Below are 26,228 nucleotides of genomic sequence, written 5' to 3' on the forward strand. Positions count from 1 at the left end.
ATTAAGTTTGTTTATATTTAAATAATTAAAATACAATAAAACTAATGACATTTAATGAGGATTCAAGAGTTAAAATTCCTGCTATTTTACACCTGCAAAGATTAGGATATAAATATATACCATTAAAGCAGCAGAACAGATTGGATGCTAATAATATTTTTCCATCTGTTTTTTTACCTAAAATTTCTGAGCTAAATAATATTTCTGAATCGGAAGCACAACGAATCTTAGATGAAATAAATCTGGAATTAGATTTTGAAGATCTTGGTGAAAAGTTTTATGAACGTTTGACCTCAATATCAGGAATTAAATTAATTGATTTTGAAAATTTTTCAAATAACGAATTTCATGTCACCACAGAACTGACTTGTAAATCTGGTGATGAAGAATATCGTCCGGACATTACGGTTCTGATCAATGGGATGCCATTAGCTTTTATAGAAGTAAAAAAGCCTCATAATAAAGACGGTGTAATTTCGGAACGCAGACGTATGAATGAAAGATTTAGCAATAAACATTTCAGACGTTTTGCAAATATTACACAGTTAATGGTTTTTTCTAATAATATGGAATATGAAGATGGAATTATAGAACCTATATTAGGTGCGTATTATGCTACTTCATCTTATGGGAATGTTTCATTTAATTACTTTAGAGAAGACCTTGATTATCCTGTTAAACAAAGATTATCAGATATAACAGATGATGAAGAATTAAATATTTTAAAAGATAATAATCTGATTGTTATTAAACACAACCCGGAATTTATCACTAATAAAAATGAAAATAGCCCTACAAATCGAATTCTGACCTCACTTTTCAGTAAAGAAAGACTACAATTTATTTTACAGTTTTCCATTGCCTATATAAAAGAGGAGGAGAATGGACGACCTGTTTGTCAAAAACACATTATGCGTTATCCGCAGATTTTCGCTACACAGGCGATTGCCGCAAAACTGGATGCAGGTCAGAATAAAGGTATTATCTGGCATACACAAGGTTCTGGTAAGACAGCGTTAGCATATTATAATGTAAAGTATCTGACTCATTATTTTGCTAAAAAACAGATCATTCCAAAATTTTATTTTATTGTTGACCGTTTAGACCTGTTAATCCAGGCTTCCACAGAATTTTCCAACAGGGGATTAAAGATAAATCCAGTGAATTCTAAAGCTGATTTTATTAAGGATCTTCAGGTAGTAGGAGCCATTCATAATGACAGTGGCAAATCAGAAATTACAGTGGTTAATATTCAGAAATTTTCTGAAGATGCAACTGTTATAAAAGATTTAAATTATGATATCAATATTCAGAGAATCTATTTTTTAGATGAAGCACACCGTTCTTACAATCCAAAAGGTAATTATCTGGCTAATCTGATTAATTCTGATAAGAAAGCTGTTAAAATTGCTTTAACAGGAACACCTTTACTAAGAGAAGTCGCAAAAGATTATGATTCGAAACTTTTGTTTGGAAGTTATATCCATAAGTATTATTATAATATGTCTATTGCAGATGGATATACCCTAAGATTAATTAGAGAGCAGATCGAAGGGAATTTCAAAATGCAGATGCAAAACGTCATAGACGAGATTAAAATACTGAAAGGAGATATTACTGCAAAGGACATTTATAAAAACACCAAGTTTGTAGAACCCATGTTAGATTATATCTGCAAAGATTTAGTAAAATTCAGAAAAGATCAACAGGATTCGACTCTGGGAGGAATGGTGGTTTGTGATTCTGCGGATCAGGCAAAAGAATTGTTTCGTTTATTTCAGGAAAAATATGGTACACAGGAAACAGATGCAAGTGTATTAATGGTAGCTGAGCCTCAGGCCAGATATGGCTTAAATGATGAACCTAAACTTACTTCAGCCTTAATTTTACATGATGAAAATGATAAACATATTCGAAAAGAGCTGATAAATGCTTATAAAAAAGGACATGTAGACATTTTATTTGTTTATAATATGCTTTTAACTGGATTTGATGCAAAAAGATTGAAGAAATTATATTTAGCAAGGGTTATACAGGATCATAATCTTTTACAGGCACTAACTAGGGTTAACCGGCCGTACAAAAAATACCGGTATGGTTACGTAGTTGATTTTGCCGACATTTCAAAAGCATTTGACCGTACGAATAAACTTTATTTTGACGAATTGCAGGAGCAGTTAGGTGACGAAATGGAACTGTATTCTAATTTGTTTAAGTCTGAAGAAGAAATCAGGCAGGAAATTGAAGAGATAAAAGAAACTCTATTTCATTATGATAGTTCAAATAGAGAATTGTTTTCCAGACAAATTGCAGAATTGAACGATAAAAAGGAACTGCTAAAACTTGTAAAAGCATTACGGACAGCAAAGGAAAACAAAAATCTGATTGCCTTAAATGGCTATGAAGCTTTAAAAGGAATTGCAGATTTTGATTTTTGGAATCATATGTTAATGATGGCTCAAAGTCGTTTGGATAATATAAACTTACTGGAAAGTATAGGAAATGAAGAAACAAACAGAAATCTGCTTAATGAAGCATTGGAAGATATTATTTTCCAGTTTGTAAAAGTAGATGAAAGTGAATTGGTTCTTGCCGATGAGTTTAAAAATATTCTACGGAAAGCACGTGAATCATTACTGACCAATTTTGACCAGATCGATCCTGAATTTGTCAGCCTGAAGGACGAGTTAGAAAGGATTTTCAAGAAGAAAAATCTTAGTGAAGTAACGCAGAAAGATATGGTTGAAAATATGCACTTGCTACAGAAAATTTATGATGAGGCAAAAGAATTAAATCGTAAAAATGCTTTACTCAAAGCTAAATATGAAAATGACGATAAATATACCAGAATCCATAAACGCCTATCTGAAAAAGGAACTTTAAATGCCAAAGAATCTCAGCTTCATAGTGCACTAATGCAAGTGAAATTACAGGTAGATGAAACCATCAGCAATCAGGAAGAAATGATAAAGAATGAAGCTTATTTTAAACGCTATCTCTTGAAACTCGTTGTTGATGAGTTTAAAAAAAAGGAAAACATTAGTCTTGATTTCCCTACTACAGAAAGAATAAATAAATTAATTTCGCAGGAATATTTACAGCAATATCAATATAGATAAGAAGAATAATGACGCAAGACATAAATTTTATAACTAAAACCAAATCCTTAATAGACAATCTGAAGAGTGTATGTGCCAATTATGGCCTCGGAAACGATGGAAACGAATTTAAAATTATTACACAGATATTCCTTTATAAATTTCTAAATGATAAGTTTCGGTATGCAGTAAAAGAAGAAAATCCACAATTGGCGGAAAGTGAAAACTTTTCTGATGCACTGCGCCGGATGAATGAAGATGAGTATAATTTTTTATTGGCAAGCTTAGATCCAAATATTCCAAGGTTAAAACCTCAACATTTGATTTCTCACTTGTTTACAATTCAAAACAACAGCGATTTCGGAAAAACATTTGATGATACTTTACGACAGATTTCAATAGAAAATGCAGACGTTTTTTCTGTAAAATCCTTCAGTGGAGCAAAAGATTCACTGTTCGATGAACTCACCCAGTTTATTTCTGATGCTTCACAACGTGATGCTTTTGCAAAAGCATTGATTAATAAATTATTTGAATTTTCATTTGAAGAAATGTTTGTTCAGAAATATGACTTCTTTGCAACTATTTTTGAATATTTAATCAAAGATTATAATACAGACAGTGGCGGGAAATATGCTGAATATTATACACCTCACGCTGTTGCCCGTATTATGGCAAAAATTCTTGTTCCGGATACTGTAAAAGGGGTAAAGTGTTACGATCCGAGTGCAGGTTCAGGAACTTTGTTAATGAGTCTGGCTCATCAAATCGGAGAGAAAAACTGTACGATTTATTCAGAAGATATTTCCCAGAAATCAAGTAATATGTTAAGGTTGAACTTGGTTTTGAACAGTCTTACGCATTCGATTCCTAATATTATTAAGACTAATACGATTGCACAGCCGTTCTATCTTGATGGCAAATTTGATTATATTGTTTCAAATCCTCCTTTTAAACTGGATTTTTCTGATTTTAGGAATGATTTAGAGAAAGATATTTTTAAGCAGCGTTTTTTTGCCGGTATTCCTAATGTGCCAAAATCGAAAAAAGAGTCGATGGCAATTTATCTCTTATTTATACAGCATATTATACACAGCCTGAGTGAGAAAGGACAGGCTGCTATTGTTGTTCCTACCGGATTTATTACCGCTCAGAGCGGAATTGAAAAGAAAATTCGTGAAAGACTGATTAGCAAGGGTTGGCTGCGTGGCGTTATAAGTATGCCAAGCAACATTTTTGCAAGTACCGGAACCAATGTATCTGTATTATTTTTTGACAAAAGAGCAGATAGCGAACATATTATATTAATGGATGCTTCCAAGCTTGGAAAAACCGTAAAGGAAGGTAAAAATCAGCGTACAGTATTAGCGCCGGAAGAAGAAGCGAAAATTGTAGAAACCTTTAATCACAAAGTGGCTGTTGAAGATCTGTCTGTTGTGGTAACTAAAGAACAGATTGCAGAAAAGAACTATTCGTTTTCTGCAGGGCAGTACTTTGAAGTAAAAATAGAGTATGTGGATATTACTGCCGAAGAATTTGCAGAAAAAATGCAAGACTTCGAAAGCCGTTTGCAAAGTCTTTTTGAAGAAGGAAATGCTTTAGATCAAAAAATTCAGGAACAGTTGAAAGGATTAAAATATGAGTAAAGTAAAACTGGGTGATATTCTAAAAACATCTTCAGGTGCAACACCTTTAACTACTAAAAAGGAGTATTATGAAAATGGAGATATTCCTTGGATTAATAGTGGAGAAGTAGGACAATATAAAATAAATAAAGCAGAGAAATTCATTTCGAAATTAGGATTTGATAATTCGAATGCAAAGTTATTTCCAAAGAATTCTGTACTAGTTGCTATGTATGGTGCAACTGCAGGAAAGACGAGTATATTAAATATAGAAGCAGCAACTAATCAAGCAATTTGTGCTTTATTACCAAATGAAAGAATTGATCAATATTTTCTAAAATACTGGTTAGATACGTTATATATTTATTTAGTTCAAATAAGTTCGGGCTCTGCTAGAGATAATCTATCTCAAAAAGTTATTCAAGATATAGAGATTAAACTTCCAGATATATCTTCCCAAAAAAAAATTGCTTCAACTTTATCTACTTTAGATGATAAAATTGAATTAAATAATGAAATAAATGATAATTTAGAGCGCATGGCGAAAACGCTGTACGACTATTGGTTTGTACAGTTTGACTTTCCGAACGAAAACGGAAAGCCTTATAAATCAAGTGGTGGCAAAATGATTTGGAATGATGTTTTGAAAAGGGAAATTCCTNTGGTTTGTACAGTTTGACTTTCCGAACGAAAACGGAAAGCCTTATAAATCAAGTGGTGGCAAAATGATTTGGAATGATGTTTTGAAAAGGGAAATTCCTAAAGGGTGGGAAATAACGGTATTTAATGATTGGATAGCAAAAACAAAGACTGGAGATTGGGGTAAAGATGAAATAATGGGTAATTACACAGAAAAGGTTTATTGCATTAGAGGAGCAGACATTAATGGATTAAATGGCAAAGGTGAAGTAAAAGCACCTAAAAGATTTATTTTAAAAAATAATATGTCAAAAGTACTGCAACTTAATGATTTCATTATTGAAATTTCAGGTGGAAGTCCGACGCAATCAACAGGTAGAATTGCTCTTTTAACAGAAGGCTCATTTGAAAGATTTGATTCTAATATTATTTGTTCAAACTTTTGCAAAGCAATTTCATTAAAACATAATGAGTTCATTTTCAATTTTTTATTAGAGTGGCAAAGGTTATATGATAAAGGCCTTTTATTTGGATATGAAGGAAAAACTAGTGGTATCAAAAATTTTCTTTTTGAATCTTTTGTTAATTCTTATTCAATAATAAAACCTCCAAAAATATTGGTTGATATATTTTATAAACAAATCAAAAATTTAGAGTTAAAAAAACAATCAAATTTAAAACAAAATCAAGAACTTTCTCAATTGCAAGATTGGCTTTTACCTATGCTGATGAACGGGCAGGTAAAAGTTGAGTAAAATTAGTAAGATAAATTATCATTTAGCTGGTTGTTTAATTCAATCTTATGGTCAATATATGTTAGGGTATTGGTAATTTTGTTTTGGACTATTTCTTCTCGTGAATAACTNTAAATTATCATTTAGCTGGTTGTTTAATTCAATCTTATGGTCAATATATGTTAGGGTATTGGTAATTTTGTTTTGGACTATTTCTTCTCGTGAATAACTTACAATGATATTAAAAAGTCGCTGTTTGTCAAATTCACCTTGACCAGTACTTCCATCCATAAAAGTTTGGAGCTGTTTCTCAATTGAAAAAAGGCTGTAATTCAGGCATTTAGATTCATGGAAATTTTTTGTTCTAATTACTAAAATATGAGAGTCTGTAATCACTTTTTTATTACTGGGTAATTTTTCAACAAAAGCAACACGCCCTGCAGTTCCTTGTCCTGTAGAGTTAATTATAATATCTCCGACCTTTAGAAATTTCTCTTCATTATATTTTTTTTGATCATCTATATATTGTGCAAATGAATAATCGATTTTATTATGTCGCACACATTTTTGATTCAAAACAATTATTGAACTTTCGACTACATATTTTGGAGTTACACCTTTTCCGTAGTAAGTAAGAATCGAATCTATTTTTCTAGAATTATCCATTTTTAACTTATAAATTTTCGATGCGCAATCTTCACATTAGTCTGATTAACCATAGCATAATGTAATGTCGTATCAATTTTAACGTGTCCTAACAATTTCTGAACCTGTTCAATGGGCATTCCTTTATCTATTGCCATCGTTGCCAGAGTTCTTCTGAATTTGTGAGGATGTACTTTATTAATTTTAGTTTTCTGTCCCAGTTTACGCAAAATACTTTCTACGCCACCGATAGAAAGACGCTGATGAGGTTTTGATAATGAAACAAATAAAGCTTCATTGTCATCATTTCTTACTTGAAGATATTCTTTAAGGTGAATTTTAGTTCTGGCATCAAAATACACTTCACGTTGCTTATTACCTTTACCAGTAACAATACAAGACCGTTCATGAAAATCAATATCTTTTATATTGATTTTTACAAGTTCACCCACTCTAATTCCGGTGGAACAAAGCATTTCAATAAGCGTTAAATCCCGTATTTGCTTGCAATTATCCCGAAGAATTTCAATTTCTTCATCGCTCAGTACTTCTTTGATAATTCTTGCTGTTTTAATTTTGTGAATTCTTCTTACCGGACTTTTTAAAATATAATCTTCATCCTCCAGCCAAGAAAAAAAGCTTGATAAAATTCTACGAATATTATCAATTGTTACTTTACTTGACTTTTTAATCTCTTGATATTCTGATAAGTATTGTCTTAAATCATTGGTTGAAATTTCAGTAAATTTTTTTTTAAGCTTTTGAAATAATGTATCTATAGTAGAAAAATAATATTTTAAAGATTTTTCAGAACATCCCTCTACTTTTTTTGAAGAAATAAATAAATTAATAACGGCTGCATTATCAGTTTCTAACTCTTCTTTAGTTTTACCCTGTTGTGTTATATCAACGTTATGAAAAGACCTGTGTATCATCTTTTCAAGCATCATTAACTGTTGAAAGTTTAAAACTGTCTGCATTGCACTCATAATTTCTTGCTTCACTAATTCCTTCATTATTTCGGATTTTTTTTAATTTTTTGAAGGCGTAAAGGAATGAAAAACAAAAATAGCCATAGTTGTAAAATAAATGATAATTTAGAGCGCATGGCGAAAACGCTGTACGACTATTGGTTTGTACAGTTTGACTTTCCGAACGAAAACGGAAAGCCTTATAAATCAATTAAATGATAATTTAGAGCGCATGGCGAAAACGCTGTACGACTATTGGTTTGTACAGTTTGACTTTCCGAACGAAAACGGAAAGCCTTATAAATCAAGTGGTGGCAAAATGATTTGGAATGATGTTTTGAAAAGGGAAATTCCGGAAGATTGGGAATTTGAAACAATTGAGGCATTAGGAACAATTACAGGAGGAAGTACGCCTTCAAAAGCTATTGAAGAAAATTTTTCTAAAAATGGTATTCCTTGGATAACACCTAAAGATTTATCTCAAAACACAAAAAATAAATTTATTGCTAGAGGCGAATTTGATGTCACAGAAAAAGGTTTAAAAGAAGCTTCATTAAATATTCTGCCAGCAAATTCTGTACTGATGTCATCAAGAGCTCCTATAGGCTATTTAGCTATTAATAGATTTGATTGCACTACTAATCAGGGATTTAAATCTATTGTTTGTAATAAAGTATATCCTTTTGAATATGTTTTTTATGTACTTAAACAAAATATGCTTTCAATTGAAGCAAATGCGTCTGGTTCTACATTTAAGGAGATTTCTACAGCAGTTTTAAAAACAATTAAAATTTTAAAGCCTCAAAAACGATTAATTATCCAATTTAAAAATTATGCTTCAGTATTTTTTCAACAGCAAAATAACTTAGAACAACAAAATGAACAACTTAGCAAACTACGCGACTGGCTTTTACCTATGCTGATGAACGGGCAGGTAAAAGTTGAGTAAAATTAGTAAGATAAATTATCATTTAATTCATCAATTTATAAAGAAGGTACTTTTGTTTTTTTGTAATTAATAATTTTGAAGATTCGTAGATGATAAATGTCCAAATGTAATATTTGAACAGTCCTTCATCAAAAAGATAAGAGTTTTTATTCTGTCTGAAATCTGTTTTTTAAGACAGAATGAATTAAGATTTTCTTTGGGTTTGTTCGGGTCTTCTTCGGGTCTTGTTCGGAAAAAAGATGTTTTTTCCGAAGGGCTTCCGAAGCGTTCCCGAACAAGACCCGAAGAACCATATCATATTGTGTGCTTTTTTCATGGAAACAGCAGGATAAACAGGAAATGATATGTCCTTGCACTATTAGATGTTCAGAAGTAGGCAAACATTATCAGATCATCGCAGACCTACAGCTTTTTCAATCCGGAATAGATTCTTAATCAACAAACGGTAAACAGCAAGGCAGCCGGGAATCATCGGCAGGATGGCGGTCCACATGCCCGGAAAATAATAACGTCCTGTGGTTCGGAAATAAAAATTGGGCATGTCCGGTATAGGGATGCCGCCGATGTCAGCGGAGAGTGGGCGAGGATCATGCGGGAGCAGGTCGGGAGAAATTAAAGGGAAAATAAAATGGGTGAATTCTGCAATACCGGGACCGATGAAGATAAACCAGGCCACAAATCCCGCGAGTGGAGTTTTATAGTACAGGCCGAGCGAGGTAAGCGTATAGATCACAGGCCCGATGAGCGCAAAGACCATCAGGAAACTCCGCTCACTCCACGGGATGCCGAACAGGCGGCTCATGGCCGGGGCAAAACCCATCAGGTATTCCTCAACAATATGGATCTGTAAACCGGCTACCGTGAGAATAAACAGCGGAAGGATAATCCCGGGTTCAACAGGTTTCCGCAGGTACGTAAAATACCAGCAGATCAGTCCGGTAAGCGCAGAGCCTCCGACAATTATAACGGGGGCAAGACCAATGGATAAATAGCCTATCACAAGAGCAATAACAGTAAAAAGACAGGCAGCCAGAAGGCTTATTTTCTGATGGATCGAAAGTGTGTTTTTCATAGCGGTTGAATGTACCCGAAAGGTACGCCGCCTGTTCAGCCCGGCATTTATCAAATGATAAAAACCAACTACTTTATGCCCCGGATCCTGCTCAGTGAGACCTGGGTAATGCCAAGATAAGAAGCAAGGTCTGCCAGGCTGATCCGCTGTAACAGCTTTCCGTGCTCATGCAAAAATTTATGGTAAGCCACCTGCGCTTTTTCTTCAAGGGTGCCGCCAATCCGGTCCATCATATTCACGGCGGCGACAGATACAAGTTTTCTGAAAAACGTTTCCATGGAATGATATTTTGAGCAGAGATTTTCCAGATCAGCGTGATTAAGATAGGTGACTTCGGTTGGTTCAAGGGCTTCGATTGAATAAGCGGAGGGCTGCCGCGTTACAAAAGTGTCAAGCACCGTAAACATATTGCCTTCAGCAAAAAAGCGCATGATAAATTCCCGGGTACCGGTATAAAAGAAGGTCTTGGCCAGGCCGCTGTCAATAAAGTAAATCCGGCTGCAAACATTTCCCGCTTCCAGCAGATAGTCACCTTTTGCAAAAGATTTTTGCCGGAGTACGGAAGCCAGTGCTTTTTCAGCATCCTGTTCCAACGGGCTGAGGGAGGTAACAAAATCAATAAAGCCTTTTACTTCCGGGTTTTTATGTGCATCCATATTTTTAAAATTACAGCAGTAATGATATCAAGCCTGTTTAATCTTATTTAAAAACACTTAAGTTATTTAAATCCTTTTATTTAAGTTCAGCCTCTGAAATAATCATCTTGTTTTAACTTTTTGAGCAGATTGGATCTCAATTTAAAGTTAATCAAAAGTTTTACAGCTTTATCATATGATGGAATTGAATCTTAAAACAATTCGTAAAAAACTTTAAAGGATCTGTGCGCTTTCCTTAATGCTATTCATCACGAAAATACTTTTCGTCTGCCCGATCCCTTCGATTTCGGATAACGTATTCACAAAAAATTCATGAAAGGCGTCCATATTGGGGGCTAAGATCTTAAGCATAAAATCAAAATCCCCGCTGATGTTGTGCAGTTCAACCACTTCCCTTAGCCTGCTTACTTCTTCGATGAACCGTCCTGCAGTTTTCTTGTTGTGGGCATTCAGTGCAATCATACAGATTACCATCATCCCTTTATCAACTTTCCGCCGGTCGAGCACAGCGGTATATTCTTTAATGATCCCGAGTTTTTCCATACGCCTGATGCGCTCATGGGTAGGGGTAGGGCTCAGGTTGATCCTGTTGGCGATATCGCGGATGCTCAGCTTCGCATCTTTCTGCAGGATCCTCAGAATCGAAAGGTCTTTTTCATCCGGCAGATAATGTTCTGTTGCCATTTGTTCTGTTTTTTATAAATTAAATGATAAATGAAAGGATATATGTTCTTTTTATTCTTTACTAAATGTAAATATGTTCCAAATTTAGCGTATAATTTTAATAAGCGTCCTGTTTATTTTAATTTTGCAGTATAATTGAACAGTAAAGAATGAGCGCGGAAAGAAAAAACCTGATTTTAATATTGGCATCGGCAGGAACATTTGTAGAAGCATTGGATATTGCCATCATTAACCTGACCATCCCTTCCATACAGGAGCAGTTCGTGATCGGTGCGGAAACCGTGCAGTGGCTGCAGACCTTGTATGTACTGTTTTTCGGCGGATTTCTGATTATCGGCGGAAAGCTTTCGGACCAGATCGGGCGCAAAACCATTTTCCTGTGGGGATCATTGATTTTCCTGCTGACTTCTTTAGGTGCCGGACTTTCAACAGACTTTACCACACTTGCTTTTTTCAGGGCTTTACAGGGGTTGGGAGCCGCATTCATTATGCCTTCTGCGATGTCTATCGTAGTCAATACCTTTAAAGGAGACCAGGAAAGAAACCGGGCCATCGGAATTTTCAGCTCATTCGCAGCCATTGGTTCGGGGAGCGGACTTTCACTGGGCGGGATCATCAGTACGTATCTGAGCTGGCACTGGGTATTCCTGATCAATGTTCCGGTGCTGCTGGTTACGTTAATTTTTGCCTGTCAATATCTTCCGAAAGATGAAAAAGGAACGGCTCAGAAAACGGATCTGTTATCAGGGATTGTACTGGTTCTGGGGTTATTAAGCTTAACTTACGGAACGCATGAGCTGATCCATATTAAGGAATATCCGGTGATGGTATTGGGATCGCTGGTTCTGGCGGCTATACTGCTGGCTTCGGTGGTTTACCGTTTAAAAACCGCCTCAAAGCCTTTGATTGATCTGCGTTTATTCCGGCATACTTCACTGGTAGTTTCCAACCTGACATTTGTGATGCTCGGTGCATTTTTCATCGGGTTTTTATTTCTGATTTCCTTAATGCTGCAGAAAGATATGCACCACAGTGCGGCTTCAGCGGGGCTGATGCTGGTCCCGTTCAGCGTCATGTCTGCACTGGTAGCCAAATTCATATTGCCGCATGTTTCTAAAAGACTGGATTCTTCACAGATGGGGATTCTCGGCTGGGCATTTATGATAGCCGGCGCCTTGTCTTTGCTGATTTCCCTGTATTTCGGGCATCTTTTGCCGTTGGTTTTATTGGGTGCCGCCTGCATTTCCGGGATCGGGATGACGTTCTGTTTTACGGCACTGTCCGTACTCACCGTTCAGGATGTGGATGCTCCGGATTACGGGGTGGCTTCAAGTTTAAGTTCCACCAGCTATTTTTTAGGGGCCGGGATCGGGTTGTCTTTTATGACATTAATGAGCCGGGTTTTTCCGTCTGAATCAGCTGTCGGGAGTCTGAGCCTGTTTATACTGGCCGGTTATGCGCTTATTGCTTTATCCATGCTGCTGTATTTTATCATCAGGACAATAAAAATCAGAAAAGAGAAAATGGCTGTTTCATAAGTACACAGGACAGATTAAGAAAGAAAAAAAATTGACTTGATAGAAGAATATTTAAGTTTTGAAAATCTTTGATTTCGCGTGAAGTGAACTTTAAAAATGATAAGAAATTAAGATCATCTTAAAGAAGTTTAAACAGGTTCAGCATAAAAAACAGTTAATTTGCAGTTTTAATCCATCATGAAAATACAAATTATCAGCGACCTGCATCAGGAATTCGGATCTTCTGAACTGTCTTTTGAACAGGCAGATGTTGTAGTGCTGGCCGGAGATGTGAACATCGGAACAAAAGGAATTGAATGGATCAGGACCAGAATTCCGGATAAGCCGGTGATCTATGTTCTCGGGAACCATGAATATTACAAGGGTTCTTATCCTAAAACGTTACATAAAATAAAGGAAGCCGCAGAAAGTTCCAATGTCTTTGTCCTGGAAGATGATTTTGTGGATATTGAAGGCATCCGTTTTCACGGAGCTACTTTATGGACGGATTTTTCAGTATTTGGCGATCCGAGGTATTACGGGTTCGCCTGCCAGAACGGAATGAATGATTACAAAAAGATCAGGCGTGACCCTTCCTATTCTAAAATGAGATCGATTGACGTTTTTAAGATCCATCAGGTGTCAAGAGCCTGGCTGCAGGAAAGTCTGGAACAGGCAAAAGGTTTGAAGAATATTGTGGTGACCCATCATGCACCGAGTCTGCAGTCCAGTCCACCGCATTTCAGGGCAGATCCGCTGACTTCCGCTTATGTTTCCGATCTCGAAGATTTTATTCTGGAACATCAGCCGCTGTACTGGATTCACGGGCATATTCATACGCCGTGCCGGTATAGGGTGGGAGAGACCGAGGTTATCTGTAATCCTCACGGTTATATTGTTGATCCGTACAACGGATATGAAAAAGAACTGATTGTTGAGATGTGATCATAGAGAAATTCAATAGAAATATATATCTTTGATCGTATCAAATGATACTATCAATGTATAAGCCTCCATATCAGATTACAGAATATATCATAAAGTTAATTGCTTCCGTTTCGGAAAAAATAGGGGAGGTGAATGCTCTTCATCTTTATAAGCCGGCTGCCGAACTAAGAAAAAGAAACCGTATTAAAACGATCCAGTCTTCATTGGAAATCGAAGGAAATACACTTACGGAGGAACAGATAACAGCTTTACTGGACAATAAAAGAATTATGGCGCCTGCCAAAGATATTCTGGAAGTTCAGAATGCCATTGAAGTATACGATCAGCTAAAAACTTTTCATCCTGAAAATATGAAAGATCTTACGCGGGCACATGCTATGCTGATGAAAGGCCTGGTTGATAAGGCAGGAAAATTCAGGACTTCCAATGTAGGAATCGTTAAGGGCTCTGAAATTGCGCATCTTGCTCCCGGAGGCCTCATGGTAAAAAGCTTGGTGAATGATCTTTTTAAATATCTGAAAAATCATGATGACCTGATCCTTATTAAAAGCTGCGTATTCCACTATGAGTTTGAATTCATACATCCTTTTACGGACGGCAACGGAAGGATGGGACGGTTATGGCAAACCATGATCCTTATGCAGCAATACCCGGTATTTGAATACCTGCCGGTGGAAAGCCTTATTAAAGAATATCAGAATGAATATTACAGCAAACTTTCAGAATCTGATAAAAGCGGACATTCTACTCCTTTTATTGAATTTATGATGACCTTGATAGAAGAATCGCTGCGGCAGCTTTTGCAGTCTCAGAATACACCTTTAACAGTAAAAGACAGGATATTGCTTTTTAAGGCTAAAATCACAGGCAGGAAGTTCAGCAGAAAAGATTATCTGCAGAATTTTAAAAATATTTCTGCGCCTACCGCAAGCAGAGATTTAAAATGGGCGGTTGAAAATAATATATTAAATAAATCCGGTGAACAGAGGTTAACCGAATATCAGTTTAAAGACCTGTAAAAAATGCCTGAATCATGTCGATCCAGGCATTCGTTTTAGAAAATATAAATACGTAAAATTACTTCAGGGTAAATTTCACTTTCGTTTTAACGGCATCCGAAGAATTACCGATCTGTGCTTCAAAATCTCCCGGTTCTGCTACCCAGTCGTGTTTTTGGGCATCAAAGAAACTTAAAGCAGATTTATCAACCGTAAAGGTTACTTCTTTCTGCTCTCCCGGGTTTAAAAATACCTTTTCAAAGCCTTTCAGTTCCTTGGCAGGACGCTGAACGGAAGATTTCAGGTCAGAAATATACAGCTGTGCCACTTCTGCACCGGCTCTTTTCCCTGTGTTTTTAACCGTAACGGTAAACGTGATGGTATCGTCCTGTGAAATGGTTTTTTTATCGGCTTTGGCTTTTCCGAATTCAAAAGTCGTATAGCTCAGTCCATGTCCGAAACTGAACAGAGGCCTGATCTTTTTCGTGTCATGCCAGCGGTAGCCTACCAGAATGCCTTCATTGTATTTGATATTGATCGGGTTTTTCTGGTCTTTTCCTTTTCCGGCAGCAAATTCTTCCTTATTTCCCGGATATTCTCCCAACTGGTGCGCTGAATTGTCTTCCAGCTTCACAGGGAACGTAAACGGCAGTTTCCCTGAAGGATTGGCATCTCCCGCTAATACCGAAGCAATGGAATTTCCGGCCTCAGACCCTAAGTACCAGCTCTGAAGAACCGAAGGAACCTCTTTGATCCAAGGCATGGCCACTGCATTTCCGGATACAAGCACTACCGTAAGGTTTTTATTTGCTTTCGCCAGCGCGGTAATCACGTTATCCTGATTGTAAGGCAGTCCGTAGCTTTTTCTGTCGTTGCCCTCGCTGTCCTGGAAATCGGATTTATTTAATCCTCCCACGAAAATGACGTGGTCGGATTTCTTGGCCAGTTCCACGGCTTCATTCAACAGTTCTTCCGGGGAACGGGAATCTTTAAGATCCTGTCCGGATTTTACGCCGTTGTATTCTCCGCCGATATCGCCCACGTAACCTCTGGCGTACTGTACATCAGACTGTTTCCCGAATTTAGCCTTGATTCCGTCCAGCGGCAGCGTTTCGTATTTTACCTTTAAGGAAGAAGAACCTCCGCCGACAGTCATGATCTTGATGGCATTTTCACCGATCACTGCAATTTTCTTAGCTTTGCCGGCATCAATTGGAAGTACGTTCCCCTGGTTTTTCAACAGGACAATCCCTTCTTCCCCGATTTCTTTGGCAACCGCCTTATGTTCTTCTGAAGCAACATTGCCGAAAGGCTTGTTGCGGTTCATGGTGGTTTTATAGGCAAGGTTAAGTAATCTTGTTACTTTATCATCAAGCTCCTGCGTCCCTGTTTTTCCGGATTTAATCAGGTCCAGGTAAGGCTTGGCCAGATAATAGTTGTCGTAGGCATTTTTGGTTCCTGCCGAAAGCCCGTTCGTCCAGCTCCCGAATTCAAGATCGAGACCGTTATGAATGGCCTGTTCCGTGTTGTTTACCGCACCCCAGTCGGAAACCACAACGCCTTTATAATTCCATTCCTTTTTCAGGATGTCGTTTAAAAGATACTGGTTCTGGCTGGCATACTGGCCTTTGTACATGTCGTATGCACCCATAATCGTCCATGAATCCCCTTCAGTGACTGCCGCTTTAAAAGGCGGAAGGTAAATTTCGTACAGCGTTCTGTCGTCTACTTCCACATTGCTGGTATGGCGGAACATTTCCTGGTTGTTTAAAGCATAGTGCTTCACCGAAGTCGCCACTCCGTTGGACTGTACCCCTTTGATGTAAGGAACCACCATTTTTGAAGTGAGATAAGGATCCTCACCCATATATTCAAAGTTTCTCCCGTTTAACGGGGTCCTGTAGATGTTCACACCGGGTCCCAGAAGGATGTCCTTTTTCCTGTACCGTGCTTCTTCTCCTAAGGCTTTACCGTAGTTCCAGGACATTTTTTTGTTCCAGGTTGCGGATAGGGCGGTCAGGGCAGGGTAGGCGATAATGGAGTCGTTGGTCCATCCGGCCTGGTCCCATTCGTCCCACATTACTTCCGGACGTACACCGTGAGGGCCGTCGGTAGTCCAGAATTCCGGGATTCCTAATCTCGGGACACCCGGCGAACTGAATTTTGATTGTGCATGGAGCATGGCCACCTTTTCTTCCAGCGTCATTCTGGAAAGTGCGTCTTTTACCCTCTGTTCCACAGGTTTGGATTCGTCTAAGTAAACAGGTAAAGTATTTGTATTCTGAGCCGTATAGCAGGCGGAAATAAGCATAAATAAACTTACAACAGCGGTTTTCTTTAACATAAAAGCCTTTTTATTGATTCAGGCAAAAATAGTAAAATTTTTATTATCTCAAATTGAGAAAATGAAAAATTCAGGAAAATGGTTATTTCTAACCAGTTGTTATTTAAAGAAATGCGGGGTTTACATGATTTTATCCTGCTAAAAAGGAATCCCGTAAGGTACAGTAAAGAATATGCATTAGTATTGCAGAAACAGAAATCATGCAGATTACAGTACCGAATTAATTGTTTACTAAGTCCCGTATCAATTCATTTACAGATAAATGAGGCACATAAAATAATTAAGCAAAGCCTATGATCTGTTTGTAAATAGCTGTAATTTAGCATTTTAAATATACGATAACCATGAAAACTTTAAGGGTTTCAACTAAAAATCCGCAACAGCTGTGGGAAGACATCATCGATAAAATTCAGGCAAATAATATCCGGACCTGGGAATATGACGGAAAAAAAGATGCAATAGCCCATACAGGCAGACAATATAAAAACCAGTTTCATTTTGAATATGAAACAGATGATTATAAAGGTGCGATCCTGTTTATACTTCATTCTTACGGGACTGATTTTGCGGAGTCAAAAGCCATACATTTTCTGGAAGAGATGCTGACGAGTCATTTCGGAGACAGAATTGAGTTGATCAACTGATCAAAACATATATTATACTGTTAATAAGCATACTTACGGTTTCCCGTAATTTTTTTCTGTGGGTTATTTGTAGTTTCGAAAATTATAAAAGGGTATGTTATGACAAACATAAAACGACAGCTCTTAAAATTATTATTACGTAACTATGAATAAAAAATTGACCCCTGCGGATCTCTTTTTAGGAGTTCTTGCCCTATTGCTCATCAGTGTAAGTTTTTATCAGACCTGGCTCGGGCTGGAACAGATTTTCGGGCCTGCTTCCTTTGTGATTGCCCTGGTTTTATCTCTGCTGCTGCTCTTCCTGTGCTGGATGCTGCGGACAGCCAAACTCGAAGGGAAACCTACGGGAAGCCTTGTGGGAATTTACATTTTTATCGCTTCATTCTGTTTCATTGCGAATTTTAATGCCCTGTATACAAGGTTTATGAGAACCGATATTTATACGGACGAGCTCCGCGACATCAACAAACATTTTGCCGGACTGGAGAATGATGTGGAGTCTAAACTGAGTTATAAGTACAACAAAGCCACGACCCAGAATATTGAAATCAAGAAGAAACAGATGATGGAGCAGATTAAAGATCCGGGAAACAAGGGCATAGGAAGCCGCGCCCAGTCACTCATCCGCGATATTGAAAAGCTGACCGGCCAGAAAGTGGATTACCTGACACCGGTAGGCAATGATTATGAAGACCTGGCGGAACGGATGGGTCAGCAGGTTGACAATATGATTTCTGACCTGTCTCCGGAAGAAAGGGCTTTAAAAACAGATATCAACAATGCAACCCTCAAATGGAACAAGAATATCCAGAACTTACTGCTCCTCTCAAAAAAAGAAAAGGATGACCTCTCCCAGGGGATTATTGATGAATCCTTAACGGAATATAACCGTTTGGGAAGCAGGGCACAGACTATTTTGGGAAATGATAAAATACACTTTGAACCTGCCGTTTCACAGACCCAGGAAGTCGGGAAGATCGGGTTTGCTTTTGAACATGCCATTAAGCACTTCGGAATGTACCAGTTTGTGGTGCTCGCAGGATGTATCCTTCTGGATTTTATCATCGTCATCATTATTCTTCTGGTAACCCCTGCAGGCAACCACGGAAATAACGGCGGAAGCGTATTCAACAATAAAAGAAGCGGCAGGACACTGATCCCAAATAACTAACCTATGGAAAATACAAACGAAAACCTGAAGCCCCTGTCACTGGAAAATGATCATACGGAAACTTATCAGCCGTTAAGACCCCTGCTGTTTGATCCCAAAGATGAAAATCCCCACGATGATTTTGTCCCGGTGGCAAAAACCATTTCCAATGATATAAAAAATAAGGACAGCAATTTTGTTTTTTTCTTCGGAACCTCAGAATCCGGGAAGTCCGTTATTCTCTCTTCGATGCTGTATTACCTCAAATCGTATGCCGGTGTGCTGCGGCCTAAGCTGGGTACCCCGAATACCAAAGAAGCGAATGTACTCCTGTCTGATTTTTTTGAAAATATAAGACAGGGAATTCTGCCGAACCGGACCACCAGAGACCATGTTACCCGCCTGGACCTGGTTTTTGAGCCCAACAATAAATCAAAGAAAGTTCCGCCGATTGACCTTACTTTCCTGGAAACTTCAGGGGAAAACCATAATGAAATAAGAAGAGGCGGAAACTATCACAGCAGCATAGAATCTTTTCTGAACGCCAGTGTCCCCATTACCTTTATTATTGTAACGAGCTATGAATCTGCCCACAGGGAGGACAGCCTGATTAATGAATTTCTGGACGAACTGGAAAGAAAAGGGAAAAATATGAGGTCTGTGAATGCCGTATTGGTAATCTCCAAATGGGATAAATCCGGAAGGATGGATGTGGAAAGCGCAGAGGAACTCGACAATTTTATTCTGGAACGCCTGCCGATGACTTCACAGCGCATCAATACGTATGGGTTAACCAAAACCTATTATACCGTAGGAAGTGTTCAGAATGCTACAGGTGAAGAAAGGATCAGCCTGCTGAACCTTTCTACGGCAGAAGTACTGGCAAAATGGCTCTACAGAAGCATCGCAGGTTATGAGCTGGACTATGAAGGGACTTTCTGGGAACGTTTAAAATTCAGTTTTACAGATTAAAATGGACGGGACTTATTTTTTCTCCGCATTCGGGACTTTCGGCAACCCGAACGGCTTCCGGCAGTCCTTCTTTTTAGGCGGCAGCGCTGCCATTGCAAAAGAGCTGAGGACCTTTGACCTGAAAACAGATGCCATCATGCTTTTTCCGGACAATAAGATTTATGGTATACGGAAAGATCACAGCGGCGGCAATAACCTGATTTCCTATTCCGTGTATACTTTTGCAAAAGAGCAGAAATCACACAGGGGTGGCACTTTCATCGGTTCAAGCCTGGTGTTTGCCGGAAAGATTGCCCCGGAAAATCTGATCATCAGCGTACTGGATGATTTTCATAATACGCTTGAAAAAAACAATGTTTCAGAAGGCGTTATTACCATCAGCCATTCTGACCAGTTTGCCATACACAAGCCGAAAGATTTTGATAAAATAGGGTTTCACCTGCAGGAGGTGAATGATGTCAGTTTCACCCAGTCAAACGGAAATTACCTCGTGGTGTACTGTGAGACAGATCCTGCGAAGTTACAGGTGATGTTCAGCAAATCACGGGAGCTTTTAAATAATTATGACACCATTTTTTTCACGCAGAGCCATGAAATAGGGGAGTTTGTAAAGCAGAAAGGGATCTTTAAAATTGTAGAACCAAACGGTTTTGAACATGAAATCAGCAGGCTTCATGAGGAACGTCTGCGGCTGGTGCAGGTTTGCCTTGATGAATTTAAAAAAGAACACCGGCAGCTGGAAGAGGAGCGTAAACGGTTAATTGACAGCCTGCATAAACAGATAGAGCAGAATGAAAAATACCACAAAGAGAACGAGAAAAAGATCGAGCAGTCAAAGGAAAGAATCGGTATAATCAACAATGAATACAGTCAGTATACAAAAAAGACAGATGAATTGATTAAAAGGCTGGAAACCGACGGAAAAGTGGAAGCTGCTAAAAAAACACATCAGGAAAACAGGCGGCTTTTTACCGATACTATCAGTAGAAATAAAACAGTAGAGCCGCTTGCTTCACTGTCTGCATTCAATCCGGGGGCAAGAGCACCTATGGCTTATCCGGGCTACGGACACCAGCCGGAAGAATATGGAAGACGTAAAAGAGACCAAGAAAAAGAACCTCAGCTGGACAGCTTCAAAGTGGTTTCTGCCATCTTGCTGCTGTTGCTTATTGTTTCCTATACTTTGTATTTTATCTTTATTTACGAGCCAAAACATTTCGGTAGTTTAGGATTATAGAAGGTTTAATCCTGTATTGCGGGTCAGATCTAAATAAAAACATCATTCCGGTTAATCCGGAATGATGTTTTTATTTTAAGCATGTGTAGATTTTAATTCCATCCTTTCACTGCTCCGCCCTTAAAAATCTCTTTGGCTTTTTTCAGGACTTCATCAGACTGATAGGCTTTGACAAAGTTTTTCACTTTTTCGTCGTTCTGGTTGTCTTTTCGGGATACAATCACATTGACATATGGTGAATCCTTGTCTTCTTTGAAGATTCCCTGCTGTTCCGCATCCAGGCCGGCCTGTGCCGCAAAATTATTATTGATGATGGCGATTACCACTTCTTTGTCATCCAGCACCCTCGGCAGCTGCGGCGCTTCAATTTCCAGGATTTTCAGCTGTTTCGGATTGGCGGCAATATCAGTTACTTTCGGAAGAAGTCCGATGCCATCTTTCAGTTTCAGCAATCCGTTTTTCTGCAGCAGCAGTAATGAACGCCCGCCGTTGGTAGGGTCATTCGGAATAACAACGGTGCTCCCGTTCTGAAGCTCGCTGATGTTTTTAATCTTTTTTGAATAAGCTACAATCGGGTATACAAAAGTATTGCCTACCACAGCCAGCTGGTAACCCCTCTGTTTAGACTGTTCGGTAAGATACGGGACATGCTGAAATGCGTTGGCGTCAATATCCCTGTTGTTCAGGGCTTCATTGGGAATAACATAATCATTGAAGGAAACAAGCTCCACCTCAAGGTTATATTTTTCTTTGGCGACCTTTTTGGCTACTTCGGCAATTTCCTGCTCCGGCCCGGACGTAATGCCGACTTTAATATAATTCGGGTCTTCTTTTTTTGATGGCTGGCAGGCCGTAAGCAGTAAGAAAACCACGGTCAGCAGCCCTAAAATTTTTATTTTCATAATACATTATTTTTTTTCTGAAAAGCGGCGAAAAAACAGAAAGAAACATCAGGAATTCCATACATCATCATAGCTTGTCCTTTCTGCTTAATCTTTTCACCGCTGATGGCTGAAATATTCAGTCCACCACACTAAATCACATTCACACTATATTTTATATTTTCAACATCTGCTTTTAACAGTTCCTGCAGGCTGAAACCCGGATTGATTACCGGTGGTCAAAATGTTTTGCCAAACGGTCACCCGAGAACTGGATGATAAAAACAATCGCAACCAGCAATCCTAAAACAAGATTCATAATCACGGCATCATAGCCGATATAACCGTACTGGTAACCGATTTGCCCCAGTCCGCCGGCGCCTACGGCACCACCCATCGCGGAATATCCCACCAGTGTAATCAGCGTAATCGTCGCATTATTGATCAGCGAAGGCAGGGCTTCCGGTAGTAAAACCTTTCGGATGATCTGAAAAGGAGAAGCTCCCAGTGCCCTTGCGGTTTCAATAAGGCCTGCGGGAACTTCCAGCAGACTGTTTTCCACCAGGCGGGCAATAAAAGGCGCAGCTCCCACGCTCAGAGGTACTAAAGCGGCATTGACACCGATGGACGTTCCGATCAGGCTCCTGGTAAAAGGAATCATCCAGACAATCAGGATAATAAAAGGAATTGAGCGGAAAATATTAACCAGAACCGATAAAATCCTGTTATAAATTCCATGTTCCAGCAACTGTCCTTTTCTGGTTAAAAACAATGAAATCCCGATCGGCAGTCCTAAAACAAAGCCGAAAAATCCCGATGCCAGGGTCATAAAAACCGTCTCCCAAATTCCCTTTGACAAAAGGGAAACCACTGTATCACTAAGCATAACCCCTTACCGTATTTTGAATTCTGTTCTGGTTAAAATAATAAATCGCCTGCTGGTTTTTCTCTTCATCACCCTTAAGCTGCAGCAGCAGTTTCCCGAAATTGGAATCGCCGAGGTACTCAACGTCCGCTTTCAGAAGTTTGTATGGGATTTTATATTGGTCATGCACTACCGAAAGCAGTTCTTCAACAGAGATATGTTCATTAAGCTCAACTTCCACCAGCGGAAATAATCCGGCCTGGGGTTCTTTTTGCATTTTTTTATTCAGTTCCTGGGGTATGGTCATAACACCGGTATTTAAGAGTTGGTTGATCACAGGATGCTCTTTGTTCGAGATAATCTCGTTCAGCGTCCCTTTGGCTATAAGTTTTCCTTTGTCGATTACGGCTACATGGTTGCAGATCGCTTTAATCACTTCCATTTCATGCGTAATCAGCAGGATGGTAATTCCTGATCTCCTGTTAATGTCCCTCAGCAGTTGTAAGATGGATTGGGTGGTAGCAGGATCAAGCGCGCTGGTGGCCTCATCACAGAGCAGCAGGTAAGGGTCGTTGGCCAGTGCCCTGGCAATGGCTACCCTCTGTTTCTGTCCTCCCGAAAGGCTTCTGGGATAATCGCCTGCCTTGTCTTCAAGCCCTACGATTTTCAGCAGTTCATTTACTTTTTTACGGATTTCAGTTTTAGCCACATGATCCAGTTCCAGCGGAAGCGCAATATTTTCAAAAACCGTCCTTGAGGAAAGGAGATTAAAGTGCTGGAAGATCATTCCGATCTTTTTCCTTTCGCGGGCAAGCGGTCCGGCTTTCAGCGAGGTGAAATCTGTTCCGTTAATGATAATCTTACCGGCATCCGGCCTTTCAAGGAGGTTTACTGTACGGATCAAAGTGCTTTTCCCTGCCCCGGAGAACCCGATAATCCCGACAATATCGCCCTGTTCAACCGAAAGGCTTACCTCATCCAGCGCTTTGAAAGGCTGTTTCTTTTGGTAAAAGGTTTTTGAAATATTCTTTATTTCGATCATGTTCTGAAAATTCTGTTAAATAAAAAAGGCTTTACAACGTGGTAAAGCCTTTAAATATGTCATAATAAAAGTAAGGTCAGCCACTAAAATTCACATACCAAGGCATACAGCAATACATCATCATATGATTGATGTTCCTGTTCTTCATTGATGGATATCTGAATTCTGATTTCAATTTCATTTCCTTATTTAATTATGACCGCAAAGATAGAACATAAATTTAATTAGTCCACTAAAAAAGTAGACTTTTTATTGATCATCCGTAATTTTGATATTTAAATGAATGATTTTCAATGAAATAAATTTTACTGGAGATCGGATATCTTCCGTTTCTTTCTGTTTAGTCTGAATTTTTATCGTTTACCGTTCAATTCAGGCATCCGGTTTACCTTATGATGCCAGGCAGAAAATATCATAGATCATGAAACGGTTTTAATAAAGGTGTTAATTTTACCCTGTTAATTAAAAATCAAAACAATGGAAAAAACAGCAGTAGTTTTAGGAAATGTAAAAGGAGAAGTTCAGCTTTTCTCGGACGACAACAAGGCCGGGAAAATGGATATTTCTGTCATCGGCGAAAAGTTAACCGTCTATCATACGGAAGTCGATCCTGCATATGAAGGAAAAGGATTTGCGAAATTACTGCTCGGGCAGCTGGTTTCCTATGCCAGGGAAAACAACCTGAAGATTGTTCCTTTATGTCCTTATGTCCACGGGCAGTTTAAGCGCCACCCTGAAGAATACAATGACATCTGGTTCAGGGAAACGATCTAGGCAATATGAATTTTTGTTAAGGATCAACAGATCGGCTGACTTTTAACGTTACTTTGAAAGGTTGATAACCGTTCATAATCTCTGATTCTCAATTACATTCATCTTAATTGAACTCAGGATATCAGGTGATTGATCATGAAGAATCCGATATAATAAAACAAAACAAACCATGCACGAAAAACTTCTTTTAATCCTCGGGCTTTTGCTGATTGTCATGATGCTGGTCATGCTGGCTCAGCGCATTAAAATTGCCTACCCGATATTCCTGGTTCTGGCAGGATTGGGCATCAGTTTTATTCCGGGTGTGCCTGTCCTGAAAATGGATCCGGAGATCATATTTTTAATCTTCCTGCCGCCGCTTTTATACGAAGCAGCCTGGTATACTTCCTGGAATGATTTCTGGAAATGGAAGCGCACCATCGGATTGCTGGCTTTCGGGCTGGTCTTTCTCACTTCGCTGGTGGTAGCGTATGCATCACAGGCCCTGATTCCGGGCTTTACGCTGGCATTGGGATTTCTGTTGGGAGGGATTGTTTCACCACCCGATGCCGTAGCAGCCACCACCGTTTTAAAAGGATTAAAAGTTCCCAAACGTACCCTGGCCATGCTGGAAGGCGAGAGCCTCATCAATGACGCTTCCTCCCTGATCGTCTTCAGGTTCGCACTGGCTGCCGTGATGACCGGCATGTTCTCTATGCAGGAAGCTACGGGACAGTTCTTCATGGTTGCCGGGATGGGAATTGTCGTGGGAATTGTGGGTGCTCATATTTTTTATGCCATACACCGCTTTCTTCCGACCACACCGGCAATTGACGCGGCTTTAACGGTGATGACGCCTTATGTTTTATTCCTTTCCGCAGAACATTTTCATTTTTCAGGCGTGATGGCCGTGGTGAGCGGCGGGCTGTTCATGTCTTTCCGTTCCCATGAGATTTTCAAGACCGGAACTACGAGGGTGAATATGACCGGAGTCTGGAATACTTTGATCTTCGTCATGAATGCCCTGGTTTTTATATTGATCGGCCTCGAGCTTCCTGAAATCATCAGCGGACTGGGTGAAACTTCTTTGATGGAAGGGATTAAGTACGGTCTGATCATCAGTTTTATCGTTATCGTGGTCCGGCTGTTATGGATTTATCCGGTCGCCCACATCCCGAGATGGCTGAGTAAAAAAATAAGGCAGGACCCGAGCCCGGGATGGAAAAACCCGCTGATCATAGGCTGGGCAGGCATGCGGGGTGTAGTTTCGCTGGCTACGGCACTGTCCATACCGGTTATGATGAACGAACAGTCGGAATTTCCTCTGCGGAACCTGATCATCTTCATTACGTTTGTCGTTATTTTCGTAACACTGGTTTTTCAGGGACTTACGCTTCCGCTGATTATTAAATTGGTAAACATCGGGGAACTTGATCCTGTCCTGCCTTCGCACGAACAGCAGGCTGGAATCCAGATCAGGCTCGATCATCTTGCCGTCAGCCGGATCAATGAAAAATATGCATCCGTATTACAGACCAACAGCCTGGTGGAGAACCTCAAAAATACTCTGGAAAATGACATCATGCTTCATCAGAGCCATCTCAGTTCGATAGAGCAGTGCACCAACAGGAAAAATGACCTCAGAGAATACCACCAGATTATGCTTGACATCTTTGCCCTGCAGCGAAAAGAATTATTCGCCATGAAACGCAGCAAACAGTTCAGTGATGATGAAATCCGCAAAGCCGAATCCCAGCTGGACCTGAATGAGCTGAAGATTACGGGGAATAAGCATTTGTAACCA

General features: G+C 39.1%; 21 protein-coding genes and 1 pseudogene. 13 read left to right on the forward strand and 9 right to left on the reverse strand.

What is annotated here, in order from left to right:
- The first annotated feature begins 44 nt into the window (after nt 1-44).
- From ASE55_RS09960 to ASE55_RS19895, 3 genes are all read left to right on the forward strand, one after another.
- Nucleotides 45-3,119 (forward strand): type I restriction endonuclease, encoded by a 3,075-nt coding sequence (locus ASE55_RS09960; protein WP_056218644.1) that lies wholly within the window; start codon nt 45-47, stop codon nt 3,117-3,119.
- Between the two features lie 8 nt (nt 3,120-3,127).
- Nucleotides 3,128-4,744 (forward strand): class I SAM-dependent DNA methyltransferase, encoded by a 1,617-nt coding sequence (locus ASE55_RS09965; RefSeq protein WP_056218647.1) that lies wholly within the window; start codon nt 3,128-3,130, stop codon nt 4,742-4,744.
- Nucleotides 4,737-5,384, forward strand: a 648-nt coding sequence (locus ASE55_RS19895) for a restriction endonuclease subunit S (RefSeq protein ID WP_238585034.1), incomplete at its 3' end; no start/stop codon positions are given. The genes ASE55_RS09965 and ASE55_RS19895, both read left to right, overlap by 8 nt.
- Nucleotides 5,385-6,228: 844 nt before the next feature.
- Here the strand turns inward: ASE55_RS19895 and ASE55_RS20940 are convergent.
- Together ASE55_RS20940 and xerA are read right to left on the reverse strand one after the other, a co-directional pair.
- Nucleotides 6,229-6,762: pseudogene (locus tag ASE55_RS20940) on the reverse strand (restriction endonuclease subunit S); the annotation flags it as partial.
- 2 nt (nt 6,763-6,764) lie between these two features.
- Complete coding sequence (gene xerA / locus ASE55_RS09980; RefSeq protein ID WP_056218654.1) at nt 6,765-7,757, reverse strand: site-specific tyrosine recombinase/integron integrase; 993 nt, start codon at nt 7,755-7,757, stop codon at nt 6,765-6,767.
- Between the two features lie 187 nt (nt 7,758-7,944).
- On the opposite strand from xerA, the gene ASE55_RS09985 reads away from it, so the two are divergent.
- Complete coding sequence (locus ASE55_RS09985) at nt 7,945-8,661, forward strand: restriction endonuclease subunit S (protein WP_128414546.1); 717 nt, start codon at nt 7,945-7,947, stop codon at nt 8,659-8,661.
- A gap of 391 nt (nt 8,662-9,052) precedes the next feature.
- On the opposite strand, the gene ASE55_RS09990 is transcribed toward ASE55_RS09985, so the two are convergent.
- The 3 genes from ASE55_RS09990 to ASE55_RS10000 form a co-directional block, all read right to left on the reverse strand.
- Nucleotides 9,053-9,733 (reverse strand): hypothetical protein, encoded by a 681-nt coding sequence (locus ASE55_RS09990; protein ID WP_056218744.1) that lies wholly within the window; start codon nt 9,731-9,733, stop codon nt 9,053-9,055.
- Between the two features lie 68 nt (nt 9,734-9,801).
- A complete protein-coding gene (locus ASE55_RS09995; RefSeq protein WP_056218661.1) occupies nt 9,802-10,389 on the reverse strand; it encodes a Crp/Fnr family transcriptional regulator in 588 nt (195 codons plus the stop codon).
- 213 nt (nt 10,390-10,602) lie between these two features.
- Entirely contained in the window at nt 10,603-11,073 is a 471-nt protein-coding gene (locus ASE55_RS10000) for an Lrp/AsnC family transcriptional regulator (RefSeq protein WP_056218665.1), read from the reverse strand.
- Between the two features lie 149 nt (nt 11,074-11,222).
- Between ASE55_RS10000 and ASE55_RS10005 the strand changes: the two genes are divergently transcribed.
- The 3 genes from ASE55_RS10005 (at nt 11,223) to ASE55_RS10015 (ending at nt 14,557) form a co-directional block, all read left to right on the forward strand.
- Nucleotides 11,223-12,611, forward strand: a complete 1,389-nt coding sequence (locus ASE55_RS10005; RefSeq protein WP_056218668.1) for an MFS transporter — start codon at nt 11,223-11,225, stop codon at nt 12,609-12,611.
- Nucleotides 12,612-12,788: 177 nt separating this feature from the next.
- Nucleotides 12,789-13,535, forward strand: coding sequence for a metallophosphoesterase (locus ASE55_RS10010; protein ID WP_056218671.1), 747 nt, complete (start codon nt 12,789-12,791; stop codon nt 13,533-13,535).
- 56 nt (nt 13,536-13,591) lie between these two features.
- Nucleotides 13,592-14,557: a Fic family protein gene (locus ASE55_RS10015; RefSeq protein ID WP_056218674.1), complete on the forward strand. Its 966-nt coding sequence runs from the start codon at nt 13,592-13,594 to the stop codon at nt 14,555-14,557.
- A 58-nt stretch (nt 14,558-14,615) separates the two neighbouring features.
- Here the strand turns inward: ASE55_RS10015 and ASE55_RS10020 are convergent, their stop codons facing one another.
- Nucleotides 14,616-16,880, reverse strand: a complete 2,265-nt coding sequence (locus ASE55_RS10020; RefSeq protein WP_056218677.1) for a glycoside hydrolase family 3 C-terminal domain-containing protein — start codon at nt 16,878-16,880, stop codon at nt 14,616-14,618.
- A 344-nt stretch (nt 16,881-17,224) separates the two neighbouring features.
- Between ASE55_RS10020 and ASE55_RS10025 the strand changes: the two genes are divergently transcribed.
- The 4 genes from ASE55_RS10025 to ASE55_RS10040 all read left to right on the forward strand — a co-directional run bounded on the left by ASE55_RS10025 (nt 17,225) and on the right by ASE55_RS10040 (nt 20,883).
- The gene (locus ASE55_RS10025) at nt 17,225-17,524 is read left to right on the forward strand and encodes a hypothetical protein (protein ID WP_056218679.1); all 300 of its coding nucleotides are present in this window, start codon (nt 17,225-17,227) and stop codon (nt 17,522-17,524) included.
- A gap of 145 nt (nt 17,525-17,669) precedes the next feature.
- Entirely contained in the window at nt 17,670-18,695 is a 1,026-nt protein-coding gene (locus tag ASE55_RS10030; RefSeq protein ID WP_056218683.1) for a hypothetical protein, read from the forward strand.
- Between the two features lie 3 nt (nt 18,696-18,698).
- Nucleotides 18,699-19,646, forward strand: a complete 948-nt coding sequence (locus ASE55_RS10035; protein ID WP_056218685.1) for a hypothetical protein — start codon at nt 18,699-18,701, stop codon at nt 19,644-19,646.
- Between the two features lies 1 nt (nt 19,647).
- Entirely contained in the window at nt 19,648-20,883 is a 1,236-nt protein-coding gene (locus ASE55_RS10040) for a hypothetical protein (RefSeq protein ID WP_056218687.1), read from the forward strand.
- 92 nt (nt 20,884-20,975) lie between these two features.
- Here ASE55_RS10040 and metQ read toward each other — a convergent pair whose 3' ends face one another.
- The 3 genes from metQ to ASE55_RS10055 form a co-directional block, all read right to left on the reverse strand.
- Nucleotides 20,976-21,785: a methionine ABC transporter substrate-binding lipoprotein MetQ gene (gene metQ, locus ASE55_RS10045; RefSeq protein ID WP_056218690.1), complete on the reverse strand. Its 810-nt coding sequence runs from the start codon at nt 21,783-21,785 to the stop codon at nt 20,976-20,978.
- A 208-nt stretch (nt 21,786-21,993) separates the two neighbouring features.
- Nucleotides 21,994-22,650: a methionine ABC transporter permease MetI gene (gene metI / locus ASE55_RS10050; RefSeq protein ID WP_056218692.1), complete on the reverse strand. Its 657-nt coding sequence runs from the start codon at nt 22,648-22,650 to the stop codon at nt 21,994-21,996.
- Nucleotides 22,643-23,671, reverse strand: a complete 1,029-nt coding sequence (locus tag ASE55_RS10055) for a methionine ABC transporter ATP-binding protein (protein WP_056218696.1) — start codon at nt 23,669-23,671, stop codon at nt 22,643-22,645. Before ASE55_RS10055 ends, metI begins: the two co-directional genes overlap by 8 nt.
- A gap of 477 nt (nt 23,672-24,148) precedes the next feature.
- Here ASE55_RS10055 and ASE55_RS10060 point away from each other — a divergent pair, with 477 nt between their 5' ends.
- Together ASE55_RS10060 and ASE55_RS10065 are read left to right on the forward strand one after the other, a co-directional pair.
- Nucleotides 24,149-24,445, forward strand: a complete 297-nt coding sequence (locus tag ASE55_RS10060) for a GNAT family N-acetyltransferase (protein ID WP_056218699.1) — start codon at nt 24,149-24,151, stop codon at nt 24,443-24,445.
- Nucleotides 24,446-24,614: 169 nt separating this feature from the next.
- Nucleotides 24,615-26,225: a Na+/H+ antiporter gene (locus tag ASE55_RS10065; protein ID WP_056218702.1), complete on the forward strand. Its 1,611-nt coding sequence runs from the start codon at nt 24,615-24,617 to the stop codon at nt 26,223-26,225.
- Nucleotides 26,226-26,228: the final 3 nt, after the last annotated feature.

This window comes from Chryseobacterium sp. Leaf201 (assembly GCF_001421435.1).
In the GTDB taxonomy this organism is placed as follows: Bacteria; Bacteroidota; Bacteroidia; order Flavobacteriales; family Weeksellaceae; genus Chryseobacterium.